At 62.7% G+C, this 16,506-nt stretch carries 14 protein-coding genes; 9 read left to right on the top strand and 5 right to left on the bottom strand.

Translation table 11 applies throughout. From position 1 onward, the window contains the following. Nucleotides 1-488: 488 nt before the first annotated feature. Nucleotides 489-950: a hypothetical protein gene (locus tag ACP7B7_RS08405; RefSeq protein ID WP_426076356.1), complete on the top strand. Its 462-nt coding sequence runs from the start codon at nt 489-491 to the stop codon at nt 948-950. Between the two features lie 165 nt (nt 951-1,115). On the opposite strand, the gene ACP7B7_RS08400 is transcribed toward ACP7B7_RS08405, so the two are convergent. Further along, nucleotides 1,116-2,006: a LysR family transcriptional regulator gene (locus tag ACP7B7_RS08400; protein ID WP_426076355.1), complete on the bottom strand. Its 891-nt coding sequence runs from the start codon at nt 2,004-2,006 to the stop codon at nt 1,116-1,118. Between the two features lie 116 nt (nt 2,007-2,122). Between ACP7B7_RS08400 and ACP7B7_RS08395 the strand changes: the two genes are divergently transcribed. Beyond that, the gene (locus ACP7B7_RS08395; RefSeq protein ID WP_426076354.1) at nt 2,123-2,569 is read left to right on the top strand and encodes an ester cyclase; all 447 of its coding nucleotides are present in this window, start codon (nt 2,123-2,125) and stop codon (nt 2,567-2,569) included. A gap of 32 nt (nt 2,570-2,601) precedes the next feature. On the opposite strand, the gene ACP7B7_RS08390 is transcribed toward ACP7B7_RS08395, so the two are convergent. The 3 genes from ACP7B7_RS08390 to ACP7B7_RS08380 are packed head-to-tail and all read right to left on the bottom strand — an operon-like array spanning nt 2,602 to nt 5,772. Beyond that, entirely contained in the window at nt 2,602-3,972 is a 1,371-nt protein-coding gene (locus ACP7B7_RS08390; protein ID WP_426076353.1) for a Dyp-type peroxidase, read from the bottom strand. Further along, the gene (locus ACP7B7_RS08385; RefSeq protein WP_308920702.1) at nt 3,972-4,670 is read right to left on the bottom strand and encodes a hypothetical protein; all 699 of its coding nucleotides are present in this window, start codon (nt 4,668-4,670) and stop codon (nt 3,972-3,974) included. The genes ACP7B7_RS08390 and ACP7B7_RS08385 overlap by 1 nt, the downstream gene beginning before the upstream one ends. Nucleotides 4,671-4,686: 16 nt before the next feature. After that, nucleotides 4,687-5,772, bottom strand: a complete 1,086-nt coding sequence (locus tag ACP7B7_RS08380) for a catalase family protein (protein ID WP_426076352.1) — start codon at nt 5,770-5,772, stop codon at nt 4,687-4,689. A 291-nt stretch (nt 5,773-6,063) separates the two neighbouring features. Between ACP7B7_RS08380 and ACP7B7_RS08375 the strand changes: the two genes are divergently transcribed. Then, nucleotides 6,064-7,935, top strand: a complete 1,872-nt coding sequence (locus ACP7B7_RS08375; RefSeq protein ID WP_426076351.1) for an AI-2E family transporter — start codon at nt 6,064-6,066, stop codon at nt 7,933-7,935. Nucleotides 7,936-7,947: 12 nt separating this feature from the next. Here ACP7B7_RS08375 and ACP7B7_RS08370 read toward each other — a convergent pair whose 3' ends face one another. Further along, nucleotides 7,948-8,922 carry a LysR substrate-binding domain-containing protein gene (locus tag ACP7B7_RS08370; protein WP_426076350.1) on the bottom strand — a complete coding sequence of 325 codons (975 nt, stop codon included), beginning with the start codon at nt 8,920-8,922 and terminating at the stop codon, nt 7,948-7,950. A gap of 258 nt (nt 8,923-9,180) precedes the next feature. Between ACP7B7_RS08370 and ACP7B7_RS08365 the strand changes: the two genes are divergently transcribed. From ACP7B7_RS08365 to ACP7B7_RS08340, 6 genes are all read left to right on the top strand, one after another. Further along, entirely contained in the window at nt 9,181-10,500 is a 1,320-nt protein-coding gene (locus ACP7B7_RS08365) for an NAD(P)/FAD-dependent oxidoreductase (RefSeq protein ID WP_426076349.1), read from the top strand. A 197-nt stretch (nt 10,501-10,697) separates the two neighbouring features. Continuing rightward, on the top strand, nt 10,698-11,972 hold the full coding sequence (locus ACP7B7_RS08360; protein WP_308920707.1) for an MFS transporter: 1,275 nt from the start codon (nt 10,698-10,700) through the stop codon (nt 11,970-11,972). A gap of 43 nt (nt 11,973-12,015) precedes the next feature. Beyond that, nucleotides 12,016-12,924 (top strand): dihydrodipicolinate synthase family protein, encoded by a 909-nt coding sequence (locus ACP7B7_RS08355; protein WP_426076348.1) that lies wholly within the window; start codon nt 12,016-12,018, stop codon nt 12,922-12,924. Then, the gene (locus tag ACP7B7_RS08350) at nt 12,924-14,420 is read left to right on the top strand and encodes an aldehyde dehydrogenase (RefSeq protein ID WP_426076347.1); all 1,497 of its coding nucleotides are present in this window, start codon (nt 12,924-12,926) and stop codon (nt 14,418-14,420) included. The genes ACP7B7_RS08355 and ACP7B7_RS08350 overlap by 1 nt, the downstream gene beginning before the upstream one ends. A 64-nt stretch (nt 14,421-14,484) precedes the next feature. Then, nucleotides 14,485-15,396 carry an aromatic amino acid DMT transporter YddG gene (gene yddG, locus ACP7B7_RS08345; RefSeq protein ID WP_426076346.1) on the top strand — a complete coding sequence of 304 codons (912 nt, stop codon included), beginning with the start codon at nt 14,485-14,487 and terminating at the stop codon, nt 15,394-15,396. 113 nt (nt 15,397-15,509) lie between these two features. Next, on the top strand, nt 15,510-16,496 hold the full coding sequence (locus ACP7B7_RS08340; RefSeq protein ID WP_426076345.1) for a porin: 987 nt from the start codon (nt 15,510-15,512) through the stop codon (nt 16,494-16,496). The last annotated feature ends 10 nt before the right edge of the window (nt 16,497-16,506 follow it).

Below are 16,506 nucleotides of genomic sequence, written 5' to 3'. Positions count from 1 at the left end.
GCGTTTCAACAGAAGTTATTGTAATTCGCGATCCGGATCAAACGCGGGCCGTGGATTGAGGTATCACGATGCTGTGTCGGCATGGCTGGCGGTAGAAATTTGGGCTGGTTGGCCGGGTTCGGCCAAGAGCGGACATTTTCTATAACAGTTTTTAAGGTGCAAATGAGTGCAAGGTATGCGGACGGAGTAGGGTATCTGGCGATGTACCCCGAGCTAAGGCGCTGGATAAATACGTGCGTCTGCTGCCAGTTTAGCGGCTACAAGCCTGAGATGCCGCCAAACGATGCCCCTCTTTTCAAAGGGCAGAATTTGAGACGTTACTTTTCGCCACTTCATGTCAGCTCTGAAGGCCTATGCACTCAATGTAGCGCAGCGCTAAGCCTATAGTTTTCTTTCCATGTGTGAACGTCTGCTTCGGGGCCAGAAGCCGGCATTCTTTCCAGCGGCAGCTGTTACGCCGAACACCCCAAATATGAAATTGCATTTATATGACTAAACACCTGTCGTCGGCGCTTGAAAAATTGCAGCGATACCCTACGCGAGCAGCCGAAAGGTATCTTTCCGAACGATTCGGGCTAAGTTGGGATGACACCATGCAGGATTGGGAAATAACTAGTGCTAATGCGGATTTGTTGCCTGGATTTCTAACTGCACTTTCAGAGCCATCGTTGTCTGATGATGAAAGATTTACGTTAATGTCTTTAACAATCGCCTCAGTGGATGAAGCGCTCCAGCTCGGTCTAGATGAGAAAAATATCGAGGAGTATCTGTCTTCGCTGGAATATTTACTTCTTCAGCACCCTCATCTTTACGTCTCGGTGGTTTTTTATTGGGCAGAGTCAGCGCTCCTTGAGCGGGGTAATGATGAGCAATTTTTAATTTCCAAGAATATGGCACTTTATTGGCCTCGAATTCTGGAAAAACTGAATGCGAATAACTTTAGCCAGTAAATTTTCATCCGAGCGGAAATGATCGAACGATACTCATATATTGCTGCGTGAACTTCCGCATCAGGGCAGAAACGGTCGCTGTAGCACGTGTGGAAAATCGTGCGGCTTGTGTCAAACCTTATTGTTCTTGCACACGTTGATATCGCGCCGCTGCCAACCGCCACGTCACAAATCCACGGCCTGTTCTGCAATAAACTCCCTGAACCACCGCTGCGCCGGGTGGCTGTCGCTGCGCCGGTGCCATATCAGGTGAAACACGATTTCCGGCAGCGCCAGCGGTGGCGCAAACAGCATCAGGCCATGGCTCGCCTGCGCCTGCAGCGCCACGCGCTTGAGGATGGTGGCCGCCATGTTGGTGCGCGCGACAACCGCCGGTACGGCGAATAGTTGCGGCAAGGTCAAGGCGAGCTTGCGCTTCAAACCCTGTTGCGCGAGCGCCTGGTCGACCAGGCCGTGCAACTGTCCTTCGGGTGACACAAGAACGTGCTGCAAGTCCAGGTAGCTTGCCAGATCCATCGCGCGTCTGGCTGCCAATGGATCGGTTGAGACGATGGTGACAAATTCATCGCGCAGCAGCGGGCGCGTCAGGATGCGGCCATCCGTATTTCCCGGCAGCACACCGATGGCCACATCGATCATGCCCGCATCGAGCAGGTCGACCGCCGCGTCGCGGTCGTTGAAGGCCAGCACATTCAGCGATACGCCCGGAATGCTCTTTTCCAGCGCTTCCAATAATGCCGGCAGCAGGACCAGCGTCGGGTAATCCTGCAGCCCCAGCCTGAACGTCAGCGACGCAGTTTCCGGTTGAAATGCGGGTTGCCGGACCATCGCCGCTTCGATCTGTTGCAAGGCCTGCGCGATGGGCGCCGCCAGGTCCCGCGCGCGCGCCGTCGGCAGCAAGCCGTCAGCGCTGCGCTGGAACAAGGGGTCCCCGAGCAGGGTGCGCAGCCGCGACAGGGCGGCGCTCATCGCCGGCTGGCTGACACCCACCTGTATCGCGGCGCGCGTGACATTGCGCTCGCTCATCAGGGCATCGAAAGCCACCAGCAGATTCAAATCTATGCCATGAAAATCCATAAAACGAATAATTATATATACAGGTTATTTGTTGGACTGATTGTACACGCGCGCCCACACTGATGCTTCTTCCATCAACGCAAGGATGCAACGCCATGAATACCCCAAGCCCGGATCTTTCCCAACAACTGCGCGCCGAACGCATCGCCGTCGAAACGCTGTACCGCGCATTCAGCGAACAAAACCCGGATCTGGTGGACGCCGTACTCGCGCCAGGCTGGGACGACATTCCGCTGGCGCCAGGCCAGGCCTCAGGTCCGGCCGGCATCAAGCCCATCATTCGCAGTATGGCCGCCGCCTTCCCGGACGTGCACATCACCATCCACGACATGGTCCAGGAGCCAGGCAAGATTGCCGTGCGTGCCGAGATCAGCGGTACCCACCTGGGCGAGCTGTTCGGCATTGCGCCAACCGGCAAGAAGGTGAGCTTTCGTCTGCACGAGTTTCACACGGTGGCCAACGGCCTGGTCACCACCACCTGGCATATGGAAGACTGGTTCGGCTTGTTCCTGCAACTGGGTCAGTTCCCGCCACAAGCCTGAATGTGTCCGGTACGACCGGCCACCGTGCAGCATCAGCTCCAGGCTGCCAAGCCTATCCACCTCAACGCCCCCAGCGACGGCATGAACAGGTATTCCCCGCCGCGCAACTGGTTGAAGGTCGTCACGCCATCGACCCGCTTGCGCACCGGCACTTGCGGCATCGTGAAGGTGCCCGGCGGCTCCTGCAGGCCCACCACCGGATCGCGTTCTTCCGCCAGGTCGATGAAGTTGCCGCGGTTGATCCATTCCTGCTGGAAGAATTCGATGGTGTCGTAGGCGCGCGCGCTGATAAAGATAAAGAAGATGCCGCGCTCGCCAGTGTCGTCACTTGCTGTCAGCTCGCGCCGCCATTTCGGGCCGAAGGTCGACGAGCGGCGGATGATGCGGTGGATATGGACGTCGGTCATGATCGTCAGCTGGCTGTCGCGCGGGTTCAAGCGGCGCATATGGGCGGCGTGCGGGCACATCAGGCCGCGCGGGTCTTTCGAGAAATCGAAGCCGTTGTTGCGTGACGGATCGGCGCCCAGTTCCGTGTCATCGCGCTCGGGCGCCAGAGTCAATGGCGCGCCGCTGCGCCAGCGGCCCACCATCTTGGCGGCCAACAGTTCTTCGGCCGCCTCATCCTGCGCCTGGCTGCGGATATAGTCGTTAAAGGCGCCCACGCGGCTCTCGTATTTGCGCAGCACCACGAAGGAGCCATTGCGGCCCAGTTCGGGCGGCTCGGGCATGGCCACCGGTTTGCCGGTTTCGCTGTTTTCGCCGAGGATAAATTCACCGGCGGCAATCGGGCGTTCCTGGCCGGGCAAGGGCGCCACGCCGCTGCCGGCGACGAAGGGTTGCGAAATCGAATCGCGAAAGCCGAACGGGTTTTTCGCGTCCGCGTCGGCGCCAAACGCGTGCTGGCCCACCAGCGTCACGCCATGTGACCGCTCCAGTTCGCCCATCGCCTGGTCCAGCGCGACCTTGAGGGCCACTTCGTCGCGGGCGTAGATCGTCAGCGCGATATGGCAGGTGCCGGGCTGGAACGCTTCGTCCCAATGTTCGGGCGCATTGCCGCCCACGTCGCGCAATTGCTCCGCGCGTCCGGCCATGCCTTGCTGGAACGGCAGCGGGAAGCTGGCCAGCGAGCTTTGCGGCACGCCCAGCGCCTTGAGACCTTCGAAACTGATCGCCACGCCCATCCAGGCGTCGCGGTCGTCGGTCCAGCCGGCGGCCGACGGAATGTGTTCCGCCATGCGCAGCAGCAGCGCGCGTCCGCCTTCGGCTTCGTCGACATGCAGCATGGCGTGGACGCCCACATACGGTTCGGGGCGCGAGCGCAAGATCAACGCCTGGATATCGTCCAGCGCCAGGGTCACATGGTCGCGCGTAAAGCGCGCCTTCAGGTCGGTCAGGAAGGTCATCAGTAATCCACTCCTTCCGGCTGCGCCAGGGCCTGGCTCAAGGTGTCGAGCGCCTGGCGCGTGGCCTCGTCCTGCGGCGGGTGGGCGGCCATCTGGTCGAGGAAGACGGTCAGCGCCTTGTCCATGCGCTGGAAGCGGCGCGTATCGACCACCGTCACCTGCGGATTGGCGACAAACCAGCCGGCCGCGTCGATCTGGTGGCCGGCAATAAAATCCTTGACGGCAGGGCTGTCGATGCCGGGCCAGCCTTCGATATTGGCAAACAGCAGGTCCATCAGCTCGGGAATCTTGGTGGCGAAATCGTTGATGTAGCTGTCCCAGTCGCCATCGTAGGTGGTGGCAAACAGGATGCGCGTGTCGTCGTCGAAAAAGACGAAGCGCATGTCGTGCAGGGTGGAGACGCGCTGCGCGCCATCCATATTGCCGTTGGTGAGATCGAAAATGCGGCGCAAGCGCTCGGCGCCGCCCGCTTTCAACGGTGCGATCGCCGTCAGTTCCGATACATTGCCGGACTGCTTGCCGACCCTGCCAGCCGAATTGGCCGTGCCTTTCAGGTCGGGATTGTGCTTGCGCACCATCGCCTCCAGGGCGATTTTGGCAAGGTGGGGCGCATCGTGCGCGACGGCGTCGACCTGGCGGCGGATTTTTTCCAGCATGGTTTCGTCCGCCAGGCGCGGGTCGGGATTGTGCTCGGTCATGGTGTGTTCCTTTGATTTAATCGGGGATATCGGTGGCTTGCGATGGTTCGACACGCTGCTGCGCGTTCATGGCGTGGCGAAAGGCGGTCGAGCGTTCATACGCGGCGCGCCGGATGCGCATGATGCCGCCCAGCGGCCGGTGGGCAGCGACCCCGTTCCACGGATTGAACGACAGCACATCGTCGCCATACACCTGCCGCGCCGGGTTGGCGGTGGCCTGTGGCGCGAAGCGCAAGGTGGCGATCGGCCTGTGCGGCGACAGCGCCTCCGGCCAGGCGATGGCGGCGTCCTCCACCGGCATCTGGTGCAGGTCCGTGCACAGCTGGGCGCACAAGGTGTACTCGGCGCCATGTTCGGCAAAATGCGCCGTGACGACGTCGCGCATGCTCGCATACTGCACATCGTCGATTGCCTGGCCGCTCAGGCTGGTCACGCTGGCCGAGCTTGGCTGCAGCGACAGCTTGGCGATGTAGTTGCCAAAACGAATGGCCGCCTGCGTATGGTAGGTCTCGCCCAAAGGATGGTGGTTGTCGCGCGCCAGGCCGTCGAGCGTCGCGCCCGGCGTGCCGCCCAGGCTTTCCAGCACCTGCTTGGCGCCATGCGCGGTGCCGGCCAGCAGGCGCTGGAAGGTGTCGGGCGCGTGCGAGTTCGCTTCCAGCAGCGCCAGCATGCGCTTGTATCTGGCGATGGTGCCGAACGCGAGGGCGGGAAAGTTCACCATCAGGAAATCCTGGTTGTGGCCTTCGATGTCGGGCGACAGGCGTTCGCCGTCGACACCGATGATTTTGAACGCAAAGCCGCGCGCGGCAGGGATCTTGTCGGAGTGGATATCGCTGGGCGCGGACGACAGGCGGGCGACCACCTGATAGCTGCGCGGTTCGGCAAACACGCCCTGGCGCAATTCCTCGGGCAGGTCCGGATGGATGGTCAGCTGGCCCTTGAGCAAGCCGTTCGACTTGGCGTGCGCATCGCGGATCGCATGGCGGTGGCGCTCGAAGGCGCAGCGCGACGAGGCGGCCATGGTGTCGACGATGTCGTTGGTGAGCGCGGCTTCATCGTCTGTGATGACTTCGCTATCGGGGGTATAGGGTATGGGCTTCAAATGGTCCTCAATAGGGCAGATGGTTGATATAAAAAGAACGATAGTGCTTTTATATATTTAACAAAATATCATTTTTCTGTCGATCTCCCCGCACGATTGCGGCACGGCAACTTCTCGGTCAGGCAGCAGGGCGTGGTTTTCCGGAACTTTTTCGATTTTGCTGTCACGGCCCTTCATGAATTGCATCGCCGACCTGTAAAGTGGCGGGTGGACCTGGCCATGCGGAAATCGGCCTGCGTCTTGTCGCCGGCTGGCCGGCTGTCTCGGGAAGAAAAAAGGGAAGTAGTTGACATGGCATTAAAAAACACCGTGCTGTCACGGCCCGCGATGAGTTCCGCAGTGACCATCACCTGCGCGCTGGGCCTGCTGTATTTCGGCCGCCCGGTGCTCGAACCGCTGGTGCTGGCCTTGATTTTGAGCCTGGTGATCTCGCCGCTGATCCGCGTCTTCAATCGCTGGGGGCTGGGCTTTTTCACCTCGACCGTGGTGTCGCTGCTGCTGGTGGGGGCGTCCGTGGCGGCGGTGGGCGCGGTGCTGGCGCTGCAGCTGGTGTCGGTCACGAAAGAACTGCCGCACTACCGTTCCGCCATCCACACCAAGATCGAGCGGATACAGGAGCTGACCGAACGCCCGTTCGTGCGCCTGGCCGCCGAATTGAATGCCGTGTCGCCGCTGGCCAAGAGTACCGGCCACACGGCGGCCGCCGGCCTGCCGCGCAATGCGATGCAGCCGATCCCGGTGGAGATCCGCACGCCGGTGCCGGCCGCGCGCGATACGGTGGCGCGTTTCGTTTCCGTCATTTCAGGTCCGGTCGGCGAAGCGGGGCTGGTGTTCGTCCTGCTGGTGTTTATCCTGCTGGAACACGAGTCGCTGCGCGAGCGCGCGGTGCGCCTGGCGGGGCAGGGCGACGTCAGCCGCACCATGCGTACTTTGGTGCACGCGGCCGAAGGCGTGTCGCGGTTTTTCTTTTCTCAACTTATCGTCAACATCATCTTTGCGCTGACCGTCTCGCTGGGGCTGTGGCTGCTGCAGGTGCCGCATGCCCTGCTGTGGGGTTCATTGAGCGGCCTGCTGCGCTTTGTGCCGTATGTGGGCGCGCTGGTGGCCGGCTTGGCCATCACTGTGTTCGTGGCGGCCATCGATCCGGGCTGGACCCTGGCGCTGTCGTGCATGGCGCTGTTTGCCGCGCTGGAAGTTGTGGTTGCCAATATCGTCGAACCGAAGGTGTATGGCCACAGTTCCGGCCTGTCGCCGCTGGCGGTGATCGTCTCGGCCCTGTTCTGGGGCACCATGTGGGGACCTGCCGGCCTGCTCATTTCCACGCCGCTGACCTTGTGCCTGGTGGTGGCCGGCCGCCATATCCGCGCGCTTGAAGCGATCACCATCCTGTTTGCCGACACGCCGGGCGTGAGCGAAGCGGAGCGCTTCTATCACCGCGTGCTGGCCGGCAGTTCCACCGCCATCATCGAGCATGCCCAGGCCTATTTGCGCAGGAACAGCTTTGCCCGTTACTGCGACCATGTGCTGCTGCCGGGCCTGGACCTGGCCATGCGCGACCGCGCGCTGGGCCTGATCGACCAGGCCCAGCAGGATCGTATCCGCGGCACCGTGATTGCCCTGGCCGATACGCTGGCGCAGGCCGCCAGCGGCAGCCGCTACGGCGCCTGGCGCCGCCGCAAGGTGTCGCTGGCGGAAGCCAATATCGGCGCCCACCTGCGCCATGCGAGGGAAGCGCGGCTGGGCACTTTCCAGGGCTCGCTCGACGTGCCGCTGCACTCGGTGATCCTGTGCGCCAGCCTGGCCAACGATCGTGACGAGTTTCGCACCGAACTGCTGGTGCTGGCGCTGCGCGAAGTGTGCGGCGACGTGCGCAGCATCGTGCTGGGCCAGCCGCAACCGGAACCGGTGACCGAAAAGGGCGGGCTGGTCGGCACCGCCTTCATTATCTATCCGGACGAAGCGGCGCTCGACGAATGGCGCGTGCTGGCCGGCGAGCTGCGCGAGTATCTGCCCGACGCCACCCTGGTCACCATCCGCCACCGCACCGGCGTGTCGCCATCGCATCAGTCCGCGGTGGAGCAGTCGGTCGATATCGTGCTGCGCTCGTTCGAGGAAGGGCTGGCGTTCGTGACGCCGGAAAAATCCAGCGCGGCCAAGCGCTGATTTTTTGTCTGGCTAGGCCGGCGCCGCCGCGCCGCCCTGCGCGAAAAACCAGCTGCGGAAGCGCTGCAGGGCGCTGTCATCCGCCTTGTCTTCCCGGTACGCCAGGTAGTGATGAGTGTCTTCCAGCACCAGCTCCTGCGCGAGCGGCCTGGTCAGCTGCCCCTGCGCGATCAACGGGCTTACCAGATGGTCGAAACCGAGCGCCACGCCCTGGTTGTTGAGCGTCATCTGTATCAGCAGGTTGTAGTCATTCGCATTGAAATAATGCGCCCCATGCTGCAAGCCGTCGGCCATGTCCAGGCGGTGCACGGCCAGCCACACGCTCCAGTCCACATGCTCGGCCACCTGCGACCGTCCGTAAGGGCTCAGGTTCAGCAGCACGCCATTCCTCAGGCCCTCCAGGCTGCCGATCTCGGGATGCTCTTCCAGGTAGCGTGGCGTGCACACCGGATAGATGCGGTCGTGGAACAGCGCCACGCTGACATAGCCGTCGCGCACGCGCGACATCTTGGTGATGAACACGTCCGGATGCATGCCCGGTTCGAGCGACAAAAAGTTCTGCGTGGTGACCAGGTCGAGGTCGATATCGGGATTAGCGCTGAAAAAGCTGGGCAGCCGGTGCGCCATCCACAAGGCGGAAAAAGCGGGCGTGCAGCAGACCGTCACCGTGTGCCTGGCGTGCTTGCCGTGATCCTTGCGCACGCGCGCCGCCGCCTGGGCAATATTGAGGAATGATAGCTGGGCCGCCTCGAAGAAGATCGCGCCGGCCGGCGTCAGCCTGACCGAGCGGCCGACCCGGTCGAACAGGCTGGCGCCCAGATGTTCTTCGAGCTCCTTGATCTGGCGGCTGATCGCCGCCTGCGTCACGCACAGGCTTTCGGCCGCCCGGGTAAAGCTCTGGTAGCGCGCCGCGGCAACAAAGGAACGTACCGCCCGCAGCGATGGCATCTTGAGCAACAGCTGGTCGGTGGAGGGATGCTGATTCATAACGCCTTGTTATCAATTTTATGCACGAAAAGTCGTTTGTGCCCGGCTCGCGGAATATCTAGACTCTGTCATCAGATAAAAACATTATATCGGCATCAAACCACAATCACCAATCATTCATATTTCCCTGAATCGTGATTGATGGCGCAGTGACCGGCATAAAAAAACAAGCCTACGTTGAATTGCTTTTGGTGCGCCATTGATTATTTATAAATATAAATAATCGATCATGGATCAAAAGCGGCACAGGAGACAAACATGAATAAAATAAACGTCACGCCCAAAGACGATGCGCTGTGCGGCTGGTTTCTTACCGCCCCCGCGCGCCAGGCCAAACCGGCGCACAGCGGCGAAAAAAAGGCTCGCTGGGCCGTGGTCGGCGCCGGCTTCACCGGCCTGGCGGCCGCGCGGCAACTGGCCTTGAATTTTCCCGGCGACGAAGTGGTGTTGATCGATGCACAGGAAGTCGGCTTCGGCACCTCGGGCCGCAACGCCGGCTTTGCCATCGACCTGCCACACGACATCGGCGCCGACGACTATATCGGCGACATCGCCATCGCCAGGACCACCCTCAAGCTCAACCGGATGGGCCAGTCCATCCTGCAGTCGCAGGTGGAGGCGCATGGCATCGATTGCCATCTGCGCGCCAGCGGCAAGTACCAGGCGGCGGTCGAGGATCGCGGTATTGCCGTGCTGGCAGCCTACCGGCGCGGCCTGGACAAGCTGGGCGAGGCCTACGAGGTGATACCGGGCAAGGACTTGCCGGACGATATCGGCACCAGCTTCTATCGCCAGGCATTATTTACGCCCGGCACCATGCTGGTACAGCCGGCGGCCCTGGTCAAGGGGCTGGCCGACAGCCTGCCGGCCAATGTCACCCTGTATGAAAACACGGCGATCACCGGCGTCGAGTACGGCGCGCAGGTGGTGCTGACGCACGGCCAGGGCCGCATCATCGCCGACCAGCTGGTGCTGGCCAACAACGCCTTTGGCGCGCGCTTCGGTTTCCTGAAACACACCGTGCTGCCCATGTATCTGTACGCCAGCCTGTCGCGCCCGCTCACGGACGCCGAGCAGGCGCAGCTGGGCGGCAAGCCGTTCTGGGGCGTGATTCCCGCCGACCCGTTCGGCAGCACGGTACGCCGCACGCATGACAACCGCATCCTGATGCGCAACAGCTTCAGCTTCAATCCGGGCCAGCAGTCCAAGCCGCACTGCCTGCGGCGCTTCCAGGAAAATCATCGCCTATCCTTCCAGCGGCGCTTTCCCATGCTGCCCGATGTCGGCTTCGACTACACCTGGAGCGGTTCGCTGGCGCTGACGCAGAACCACCGGGGCTTTTTCGGCCAGCTGGCGCCGAACGTCCATGGCGCGCTGTTCTGCAATGGCCTGGGCGTCACGCGCGGCACCGTCACCGGCACCTTGCTGGCGGACATGATCGCCGGCAAGCGCCATGAACTGCTTGATTTCCTGCTGGCCACCTCCGGCCCGAATACCTTGCCGCCAGAACCTTTCCTGTCGGTCGGGGTCAACGCCCGTCTGTGGTGGGGCCAGCGCCAGGCCGGCATGGAAAGCTGATTCATTCACACCAGCAATAAACCAGGGAACTCAAACTGACTGATATTTTCTGAATCGAGAGATTCAGCAGGGTTGCATACGCGCAGAATTAATAAAACCACAGGAGATAATCTGCAATGAATAACAATTATAAAACCGATAAAGATGGATCGCTCACCTCCATCGAAGATGTGCCATTAAATGGATTCCACCAGTTAATGACATTGCGTTCAGGCGGCGGCTGGATATTGGACGGATATGTCCTGAGTATTATTGGCGTCGCCATCGTGCAATTTTCCGATTATCTGCAATTGGATACATTCTGGCAGGGCATGGTCGCCGCTTCGGCCATGCTGGGCACGTTTTGCAGCGGCTTCCTCGGCGGCTGGCTGACCGACAGGGTAGGGCGCCGGCGCCTGTTTTTTGTCGGCCCCGTGCTGTTTATCGTGGGTTCCATCGGCTCATTGTGGGTCGAATCGGGCATCGCTCTGTTCGTGCTGCGCTTCCTGGTCGGCATCGGCGTCGGCCTCGAATACCCGGTGGCCGGTTCCCTGCTGACCGAGTTCCTGCCGCAAAAGAACCGCGGGCCGCGCCTGGCGGGGCTGACCATCCTGTGGTTTATCGGCGCGGCGCTGTCGTATATCGCCGGCAACTTCATTCTGGCGCACAGCGGCGCCGATGGCTGGCGCTGGGTGTTGGCCAGCTCCGCCGTGCTCGGTGCGCTGCTGTTCCTGGTGCGCCTGGGTACGCCTGAATCGCCGCGCTGGCTGGTCAGCAAGGGCCGCCTCGACGAGGCCGACCGGGTCATCAAACAAGTCTATGGCGCATCGTTTTCGGTGGCTAACATGCCTGCGCAGAGCACGGAAAAGAAAGTCTCGCTGGGCGACCTGCTGCATTCGGGCTACGGCAAGCGCATGCTGTTCGTGATCGTCTTCTGGACCGCCGCCGTGGTGCCGATGTTCGCCGTATATTCGTTCGCTCCCGTGGTATTGCAGGCGCTGAAACTCAAGGGCGACTGGGCCGCCTATGGCTCCGTGCTGATCACCCTGCTGTTCGTGGTCGGCTGCGTGGTTGCCACCCGCCTGATCGACAGCATGGGCCGCCGCCCGCTGATCATCCACAGCTTCCTGTGGTCCAGCCTGGCGCTGCTGGGGCTGGGCGCCTTTGCCGACAGCGGCGAAATCCTGGTGCTGCTGATGTTCGGCGCCTATGCGCTGTTTATCGGCGGCGCCCAGGTACTGGAACTGGTCTACCCGAACGAGCTGTTCCCCACCGAGATACGCGCCTTTGCCGTCGGCATAGGCTCGTCCATGACCCGCGTCGGCGCCGCTGTCGGCACCTGGCTGGTACCGATGTCGCTGCACAGCATCGGCATCGGCAACACCATGTATGTGGCCGCGGCCGTGTCGCTGGTCGGGCTGCTGGTGTCGGTCTGGCTGGCGCCCGAGACGCGCGGCATGAGCCTGGAGCAGGCCGCGTCGCTGCGTCGCTGATTCCGCAATTTTCCACCCAATTACTTCACCGAAAGAGATCATCATGACATTCGAAGGCATCTACACCCCCGCGATCACGCCCCTGGCGGCCGACGGCAGCATCGACAACACGGCGTTTGCCGAAGTGCTGGAATACCTGGTCGCCGAAGGCATCCACGGCATCATCATCGCTGGTTCCACCGGCGAATACTATGCGCACTCGACCGAGGAGCGCGTGGCGCTGGCCAGGCTGGCCAAGGACGTGATCGGCAACCGCGCGCAACTGATTATCGGTACCGGCGCCATCCGCACCGAGGAATCCGTCGAGTACGCCAAGCTGGCGAAAGCGATCCAGGCCGATGCCATCCTGGTCGGCACGCCGCCATACGCCTTGCCGACCGAACAGGAAAACGCGGCCCACGCGCTGGCCATCGATGCGGCCGCCGGCCTGCCCATCATGCTGTACAACTACCCTGGCCGCATGGGCATGTCCATGGGCCGCGAGTTTTTCAAGACCGTCACGCAGGCGTCGAAGAACTTCGTGGCGATCAAGGAAAGTTCGGGCCAGGCCAACCAATTGCATATGCTGGCGCGCGACTTTCCTGACATCGGCCTGTCGTGCGGCTGGGACGACCAGGCGCTGGAATTCTTTGCCTGGGGCGCGCGCAGCTGGGTCTGCGCCGGCTCGAACTTTTTGCCGAAAGAACATATCGCGCTGTACCACGCCTGCGCCGTCGAGAAGGATTTCGACAAGGGCCGCCGCATCATGTCGGCCATGCTGCCGCTGATGGACTACCTGGAAGGCGGCAAGTTCGTGCAGGCCATCAAGCACGGCAGCACCCTGGTGGGCCTGCGCGCCGGCGGCGTGCGCGCGCCGCTGCAAGGCCTGACGCAGGACGAGCAGCAAGCCCTGCAGGCGGTTGTCACCCGCTTGAAAAGCGACGTGGCCGCCATCACCGGCGCAGCTGCCTGATGGCCGCCGAACTGCTGTCCGCCGCACAATACGCGGCCCTGGCCGAAACCGTCACACTGCCGACCGAGGCCTTTGTCGATGGCGGCTTTCGCCCGGCGCTGTCGGGACTGACCTTCGAGACCAGCAACCCGGCCACCGGCAAATTGCTGGCCCGTATCGCCGCCTGCGGCACCGAGGATGTCGATGTGGCCGTCGCCAATGCCAAGGCGGCGTTCGAAGACGGCCGCTGGAGCCGCCTGTCGCCCACCGAACGCAAGCACGTGCTGCTGCGCTTTGCCGGCTTGCTGGAACAGCATGCGCATGAGCTGGCCGTGATGGAAAGCCTGGACAGCGGCAAGCCGATCCGCGAATGCCAGAACACGGATATTCCCGAAGCCATCCACACGATACGCTGGCACGCCGAGCTGATCGACAAGATCTACGACCATACGGCGCCGGTCGGCTCGAACGCGCTGGCGCTGGTGGTGCGCGAGGCGATCGGCGTGGTCGGCCTGGTGCTGCCGTGGAATTTCCCGCTGCTGATGCTGGCCTGGAAGATCGGCCCCTCGCTGGCGGCCGGCTGCTCCATCGTCGTCAAGCCGGCCAAGGAAACCACGCTGACCGCCTTGCGCGTGGCCGAACTGGCGCACCAGGCCGGCGTGCCGGCCGGCGTTTTCAATGTGCTACCCGGTGGCGGGCGCGAAGTGGGCGAGCCGCTGGGCCGCCACCGCGATGTCAGCATGGTCAGTTTCACGGGCTCGACCGACACGGGCCGCTTGTTCCTGCATTACGCGGCCGAATCCAACCTGAAGCGCGTGGTGCTCGAATGCGGCGGCAAGAATCCCGCCGTGGTGCTGAAGGACGTGGCGGACCTCGACACCGTGGCTCGGTACCTGGTCAACGGCGCGTTCTGGAACATGGGCGAAAACTGCTCGGCCTCGTCGCGCCTGATCGTGCATGCGGACATCAAGCAGTCTTTGCTGGAGCGCATGGGTGTTGCCATGAGAGAATGGCAGATGGGCGATCCGCTCGACCCGGAGAATCGCCTGGGTGCCATGGTCAGCCGCGCGCATTTCGACAAGGTGCGCTCCTACCTGGAGGTGGCCGCCGAGGAAAAGCTGAAGGTGGTGTTTGGCGGCGAAACCGAGCAGGGCGTCTACGTGCAGCCGACCGTGGTCGATGGCGTGGGTCCGGACAGCCGCTTGTTCCACGAAGAAATTTTCGGCCCCGTGCTGTCGGTCACCACCTTTGCCACGGTGGACGAGGCGATTGCGCTGGCCAACGACTCGGTGTACGGCCTGGCCGCCTCGGTCTACACGGACGATCTGCGCAACGCCATCAAGGTGGCGCGCGCCATCCAGGCCGGCGTGGTGACGGTGAACTGCTTTGGCGAAGGCGACGTCAGCACGCCGTTCGGCGGCTACAAGGAGTCGGGCTTTGGCGGCCGCGACAAGTCCCAGTGGGCGCACGACCAGTACACCGAGATCAAGACCATCTGGATCGACGCGCCGGCATAGGCAATACCTTGCGCCCGGTGGCGGTCACCGGGCGCGGCAATGCAAGAACTGACTGGATAGAATAATGAAGAACACGAACAAGGCGACCATGATCGGCCTGGTCGCCATCTTGCTGTGGAGCTCGATTGTCGGCCTGATCCGCAGCGTCAGCGAACTGCTCGGTCCCACGGGCGGCGCCGCCATGATGTACAGCGTGGCGTCGGTGTTCCTGCTGCTGTCGGTGGGCTGGGTACGGCTCAGCGAGTTTCCGCGCCGCTACCTGGTGTGGGGCAGCATCCTGTTCGTCACGTACGAGCTGTGCCTGTCGCTGTCGATCGGCTATGCCAATACGGCGCAACAGGCGATCGAAGTGGGCATGGTCAATTATCTGTGGCCCACGTTTACCATCGTTGCCGCCATCCTGTTCAACGGCCAGAAGACCAATGTGCTGATCGTGCCCGGATTTTTGCTGTCGGTGGCCGGCATCTGCTGGGTGCTGGGTGGCGAGCAGGGTTTCGATCTGGCCGGCATGCTGCACAATGTGCGCGACAATCCGCTCAGCTACGGCCTGGCGTTTGCCGGCGCGCTGATCTGGGCCGCGTATTGCACGGTGACGGCGCGCATTGCGGCCGGCAAGAACGGCGTGACGCTGTTCTTTATCCTGGTCTCGATCAGCCTGTGGGGCAAGTACCTGCTCGGCGGTGGCGGCCACATGGCATTTACGGGCGAGGCCATCGTCTATCTGCTGCTGGCGGCCGCCGCCATGGGCTTCGGCTATGGCGCGTGGAACGTGGGCATCCTGCACGGCAATGTCACGGTGCTGGCCGGCGCTTCGTACTTTATCCCCGTGCTGTCGGCGGCGCTGTCAACCTTGCTGCTGCGCGCGCCGCTCTCCATCGCCTTCTGGCAAGGCTCGGCCATGGTGTGTGGCGGCGCCATCCTGTGCTGGGTCGCCACACGCGCGCGGCGCACCAGCGGCAAACCTGTCATCGACTGAGTTTTATCTTCCCTTTGGTTCCATCCTGACCCCGGCCACGCGCCGGGCAGGGGGAGCTTTTACCTGTTGAAAAGACGCCGCAGAGCGTTTTTCCCATCAAGGAGACCATCATCATGCATTACAAACAAGCTCTGGTGCTTGCCGGCGCCACCCTGGGTGCATTTGCCGCGTCCATGCCGGCCCGGGCGCAATCGTCGCTTACGCTCAATGGCATGCTGGACCTCGGCGTGTTCCGCGATTTCGACGGCGCCAGCAAGGTCGGCACCATCCAGCGCAGCAATCTGGCCATCGTCGGCACGGAAGACCTGGGCGGCGGCGTCAAAGCTGTGCTGCGCCTCGCCACCCGCGCCGAACTCGATACCGGCGCCAGCGAAGGCGCAGGCTACAAACCGTTCTGGCACGATGAAGCGACCATCGGCCTGCAGGGCGGCTGGGGCACGGTGCGCGCCGGGCGGGCCATGACGGCGATGTGGGCCAACGACTGGAAATTCGATCCCTGGGCCAACTTCAACCGCATCGCCTCGCCGGCCTGGCAGCACTGGCATTATCTGACGCCCAGCGACCCCTTCGGCAACAACGGCACGGCGGAATATGGCCGCCTGAACAACGGCATTTTCTACGACTCGCCCACGGTGCGGGGCGTGACCTTGCGCCTGAGCGGCTCGCCCGAGCGCCAGCGCGAGCAGGGCGCGACGCGGCGGCCCGTGTCGGTGGTACTGGAATATGGGCAGGGGGCGGTGGCGGCCATGGCGGCCTTCGAGCGCAACAGCATCGGCGACCGCGACACGTTTGTCGCCGGTAAATACACCTTGGGTGTTGTGGCCATCATGGCTGCGTATGACGACAGCCGCGCACGGGCGACTGGCGGCAGGTCGCGCGCCACCACTGTATCCGCGACATATCAGCTGGCCCAGGCCGTGATGCTGAAGATGGGCTACAGCCGCCAGCGGCTGGACGCGAGCACCAGCCACTACGCTTCAGTGGGTGCGGACTACGCCTTGTCACGCCGCACCACCTTGTATGCCAGCCTGGGCCGCCATCGCAATGCGCCGCAGTATCCGGGCACGGCGTTCGGCTTCGGCGTGGCGCATCTGTATTGATCAGGCTGTG

The organism is Janthinobacterium sp. PSPC3-1 (genome assembly GCF_049896105.1).
GTDB lineage: Bacteria > Pseudomonadota > Gammaproteobacteria > Burkholderiales > Burkholderiaceae_D > Janthinobacterium.
This window is presented reverse-complemented; position numbering and strand designations above follow the sequence as displayed.

What these genes read in the sequence shown, in the direction of transcription:
- ACP7B7_RS08405 (WP_426076356.1), top strand. Translation starts at nt 489, where the DNA reads ATGACTAAACACCTGTCGTCGGCGCTTGAAAAATTGCAGCGATACCCT.
- ACP7B7_RS08395 (WP_426076354.1), top strand. Translation starts at nt 2,123, where the DNA reads ATGAATACCCCAAGCCCGGATCTTTCCCAACAACTGCGCGCCGAACGC.
- ACP7B7_RS08390 (WP_426076353.1), bottom strand. Translation starts at nt 3,972, where the DNA reads ATGACCTTCCTGACCGACCTGAAGGCGCGCTTTACGCGCGACCATGTG.
- ACP7B7_RS08385 (WP_308920702.1), bottom strand. Translation starts at nt 4,670, where the DNA reads ATGACCGAGCACAATCCCGACCCGCGCCTGGCGGACGAAACCATGCTG.
- ACP7B7_RS08375 (WP_426076351.1), top strand. Translation starts at nt 6,064, where the DNA reads ATGGCATTAAAAAACACCGTGCTGTCACGGCCCGCGATGAGTTCCGCA.
- ACP7B7_RS08370 (WP_426076350.1), bottom strand. Translation starts at nt 8,922, where the DNA reads ATGAATCAGCATCCCTCCACCGACCAGCTGTTGCTCAAGATGCCATCG.
- ACP7B7_RS08365 (WP_426076349.1), top strand. Translation starts at nt 9,181, where the DNA reads ATGAATAAAATAAACGTCACGCCCAAAGACGATGCGCTGTGCGGCTGG.
- ACP7B7_RS08360 (WP_308920707.1), top strand. Translation starts at nt 10,698, where the DNA reads ATGACATTGCGTTCAGGCGGCGGCTGGATATTGGACGGATATGTCCTG.
- ACP7B7_RS08355 (WP_426076348.1), top strand. Translation starts at nt 12,016, where the DNA reads ATGACATTCGAAGGCATCTACACCCCCGCGATCACGCCCCTGGCGGCC.
- ACP7B7_RS08350 (WP_426076347.1), top strand. Translation starts at nt 12,924, where the DNA reads ATGGCCGCCGAACTGCTGTCCGCCGCACAATACGCGGCCCTGGCCGAA.
- yddG (WP_426076346.1), top strand. Translation starts at nt 14,485, where the DNA reads ATGAAGAACACGAACAAGGCGACCATGATCGGCCTGGTCGCCATCTTG.
- ACP7B7_RS08340 (WP_426076345.1), top strand. Translation starts at nt 15,510, where the DNA reads ATGCATTACAAACAAGCTCTGGTGCTTGCCGGCGCCACCCTGGGTGCA.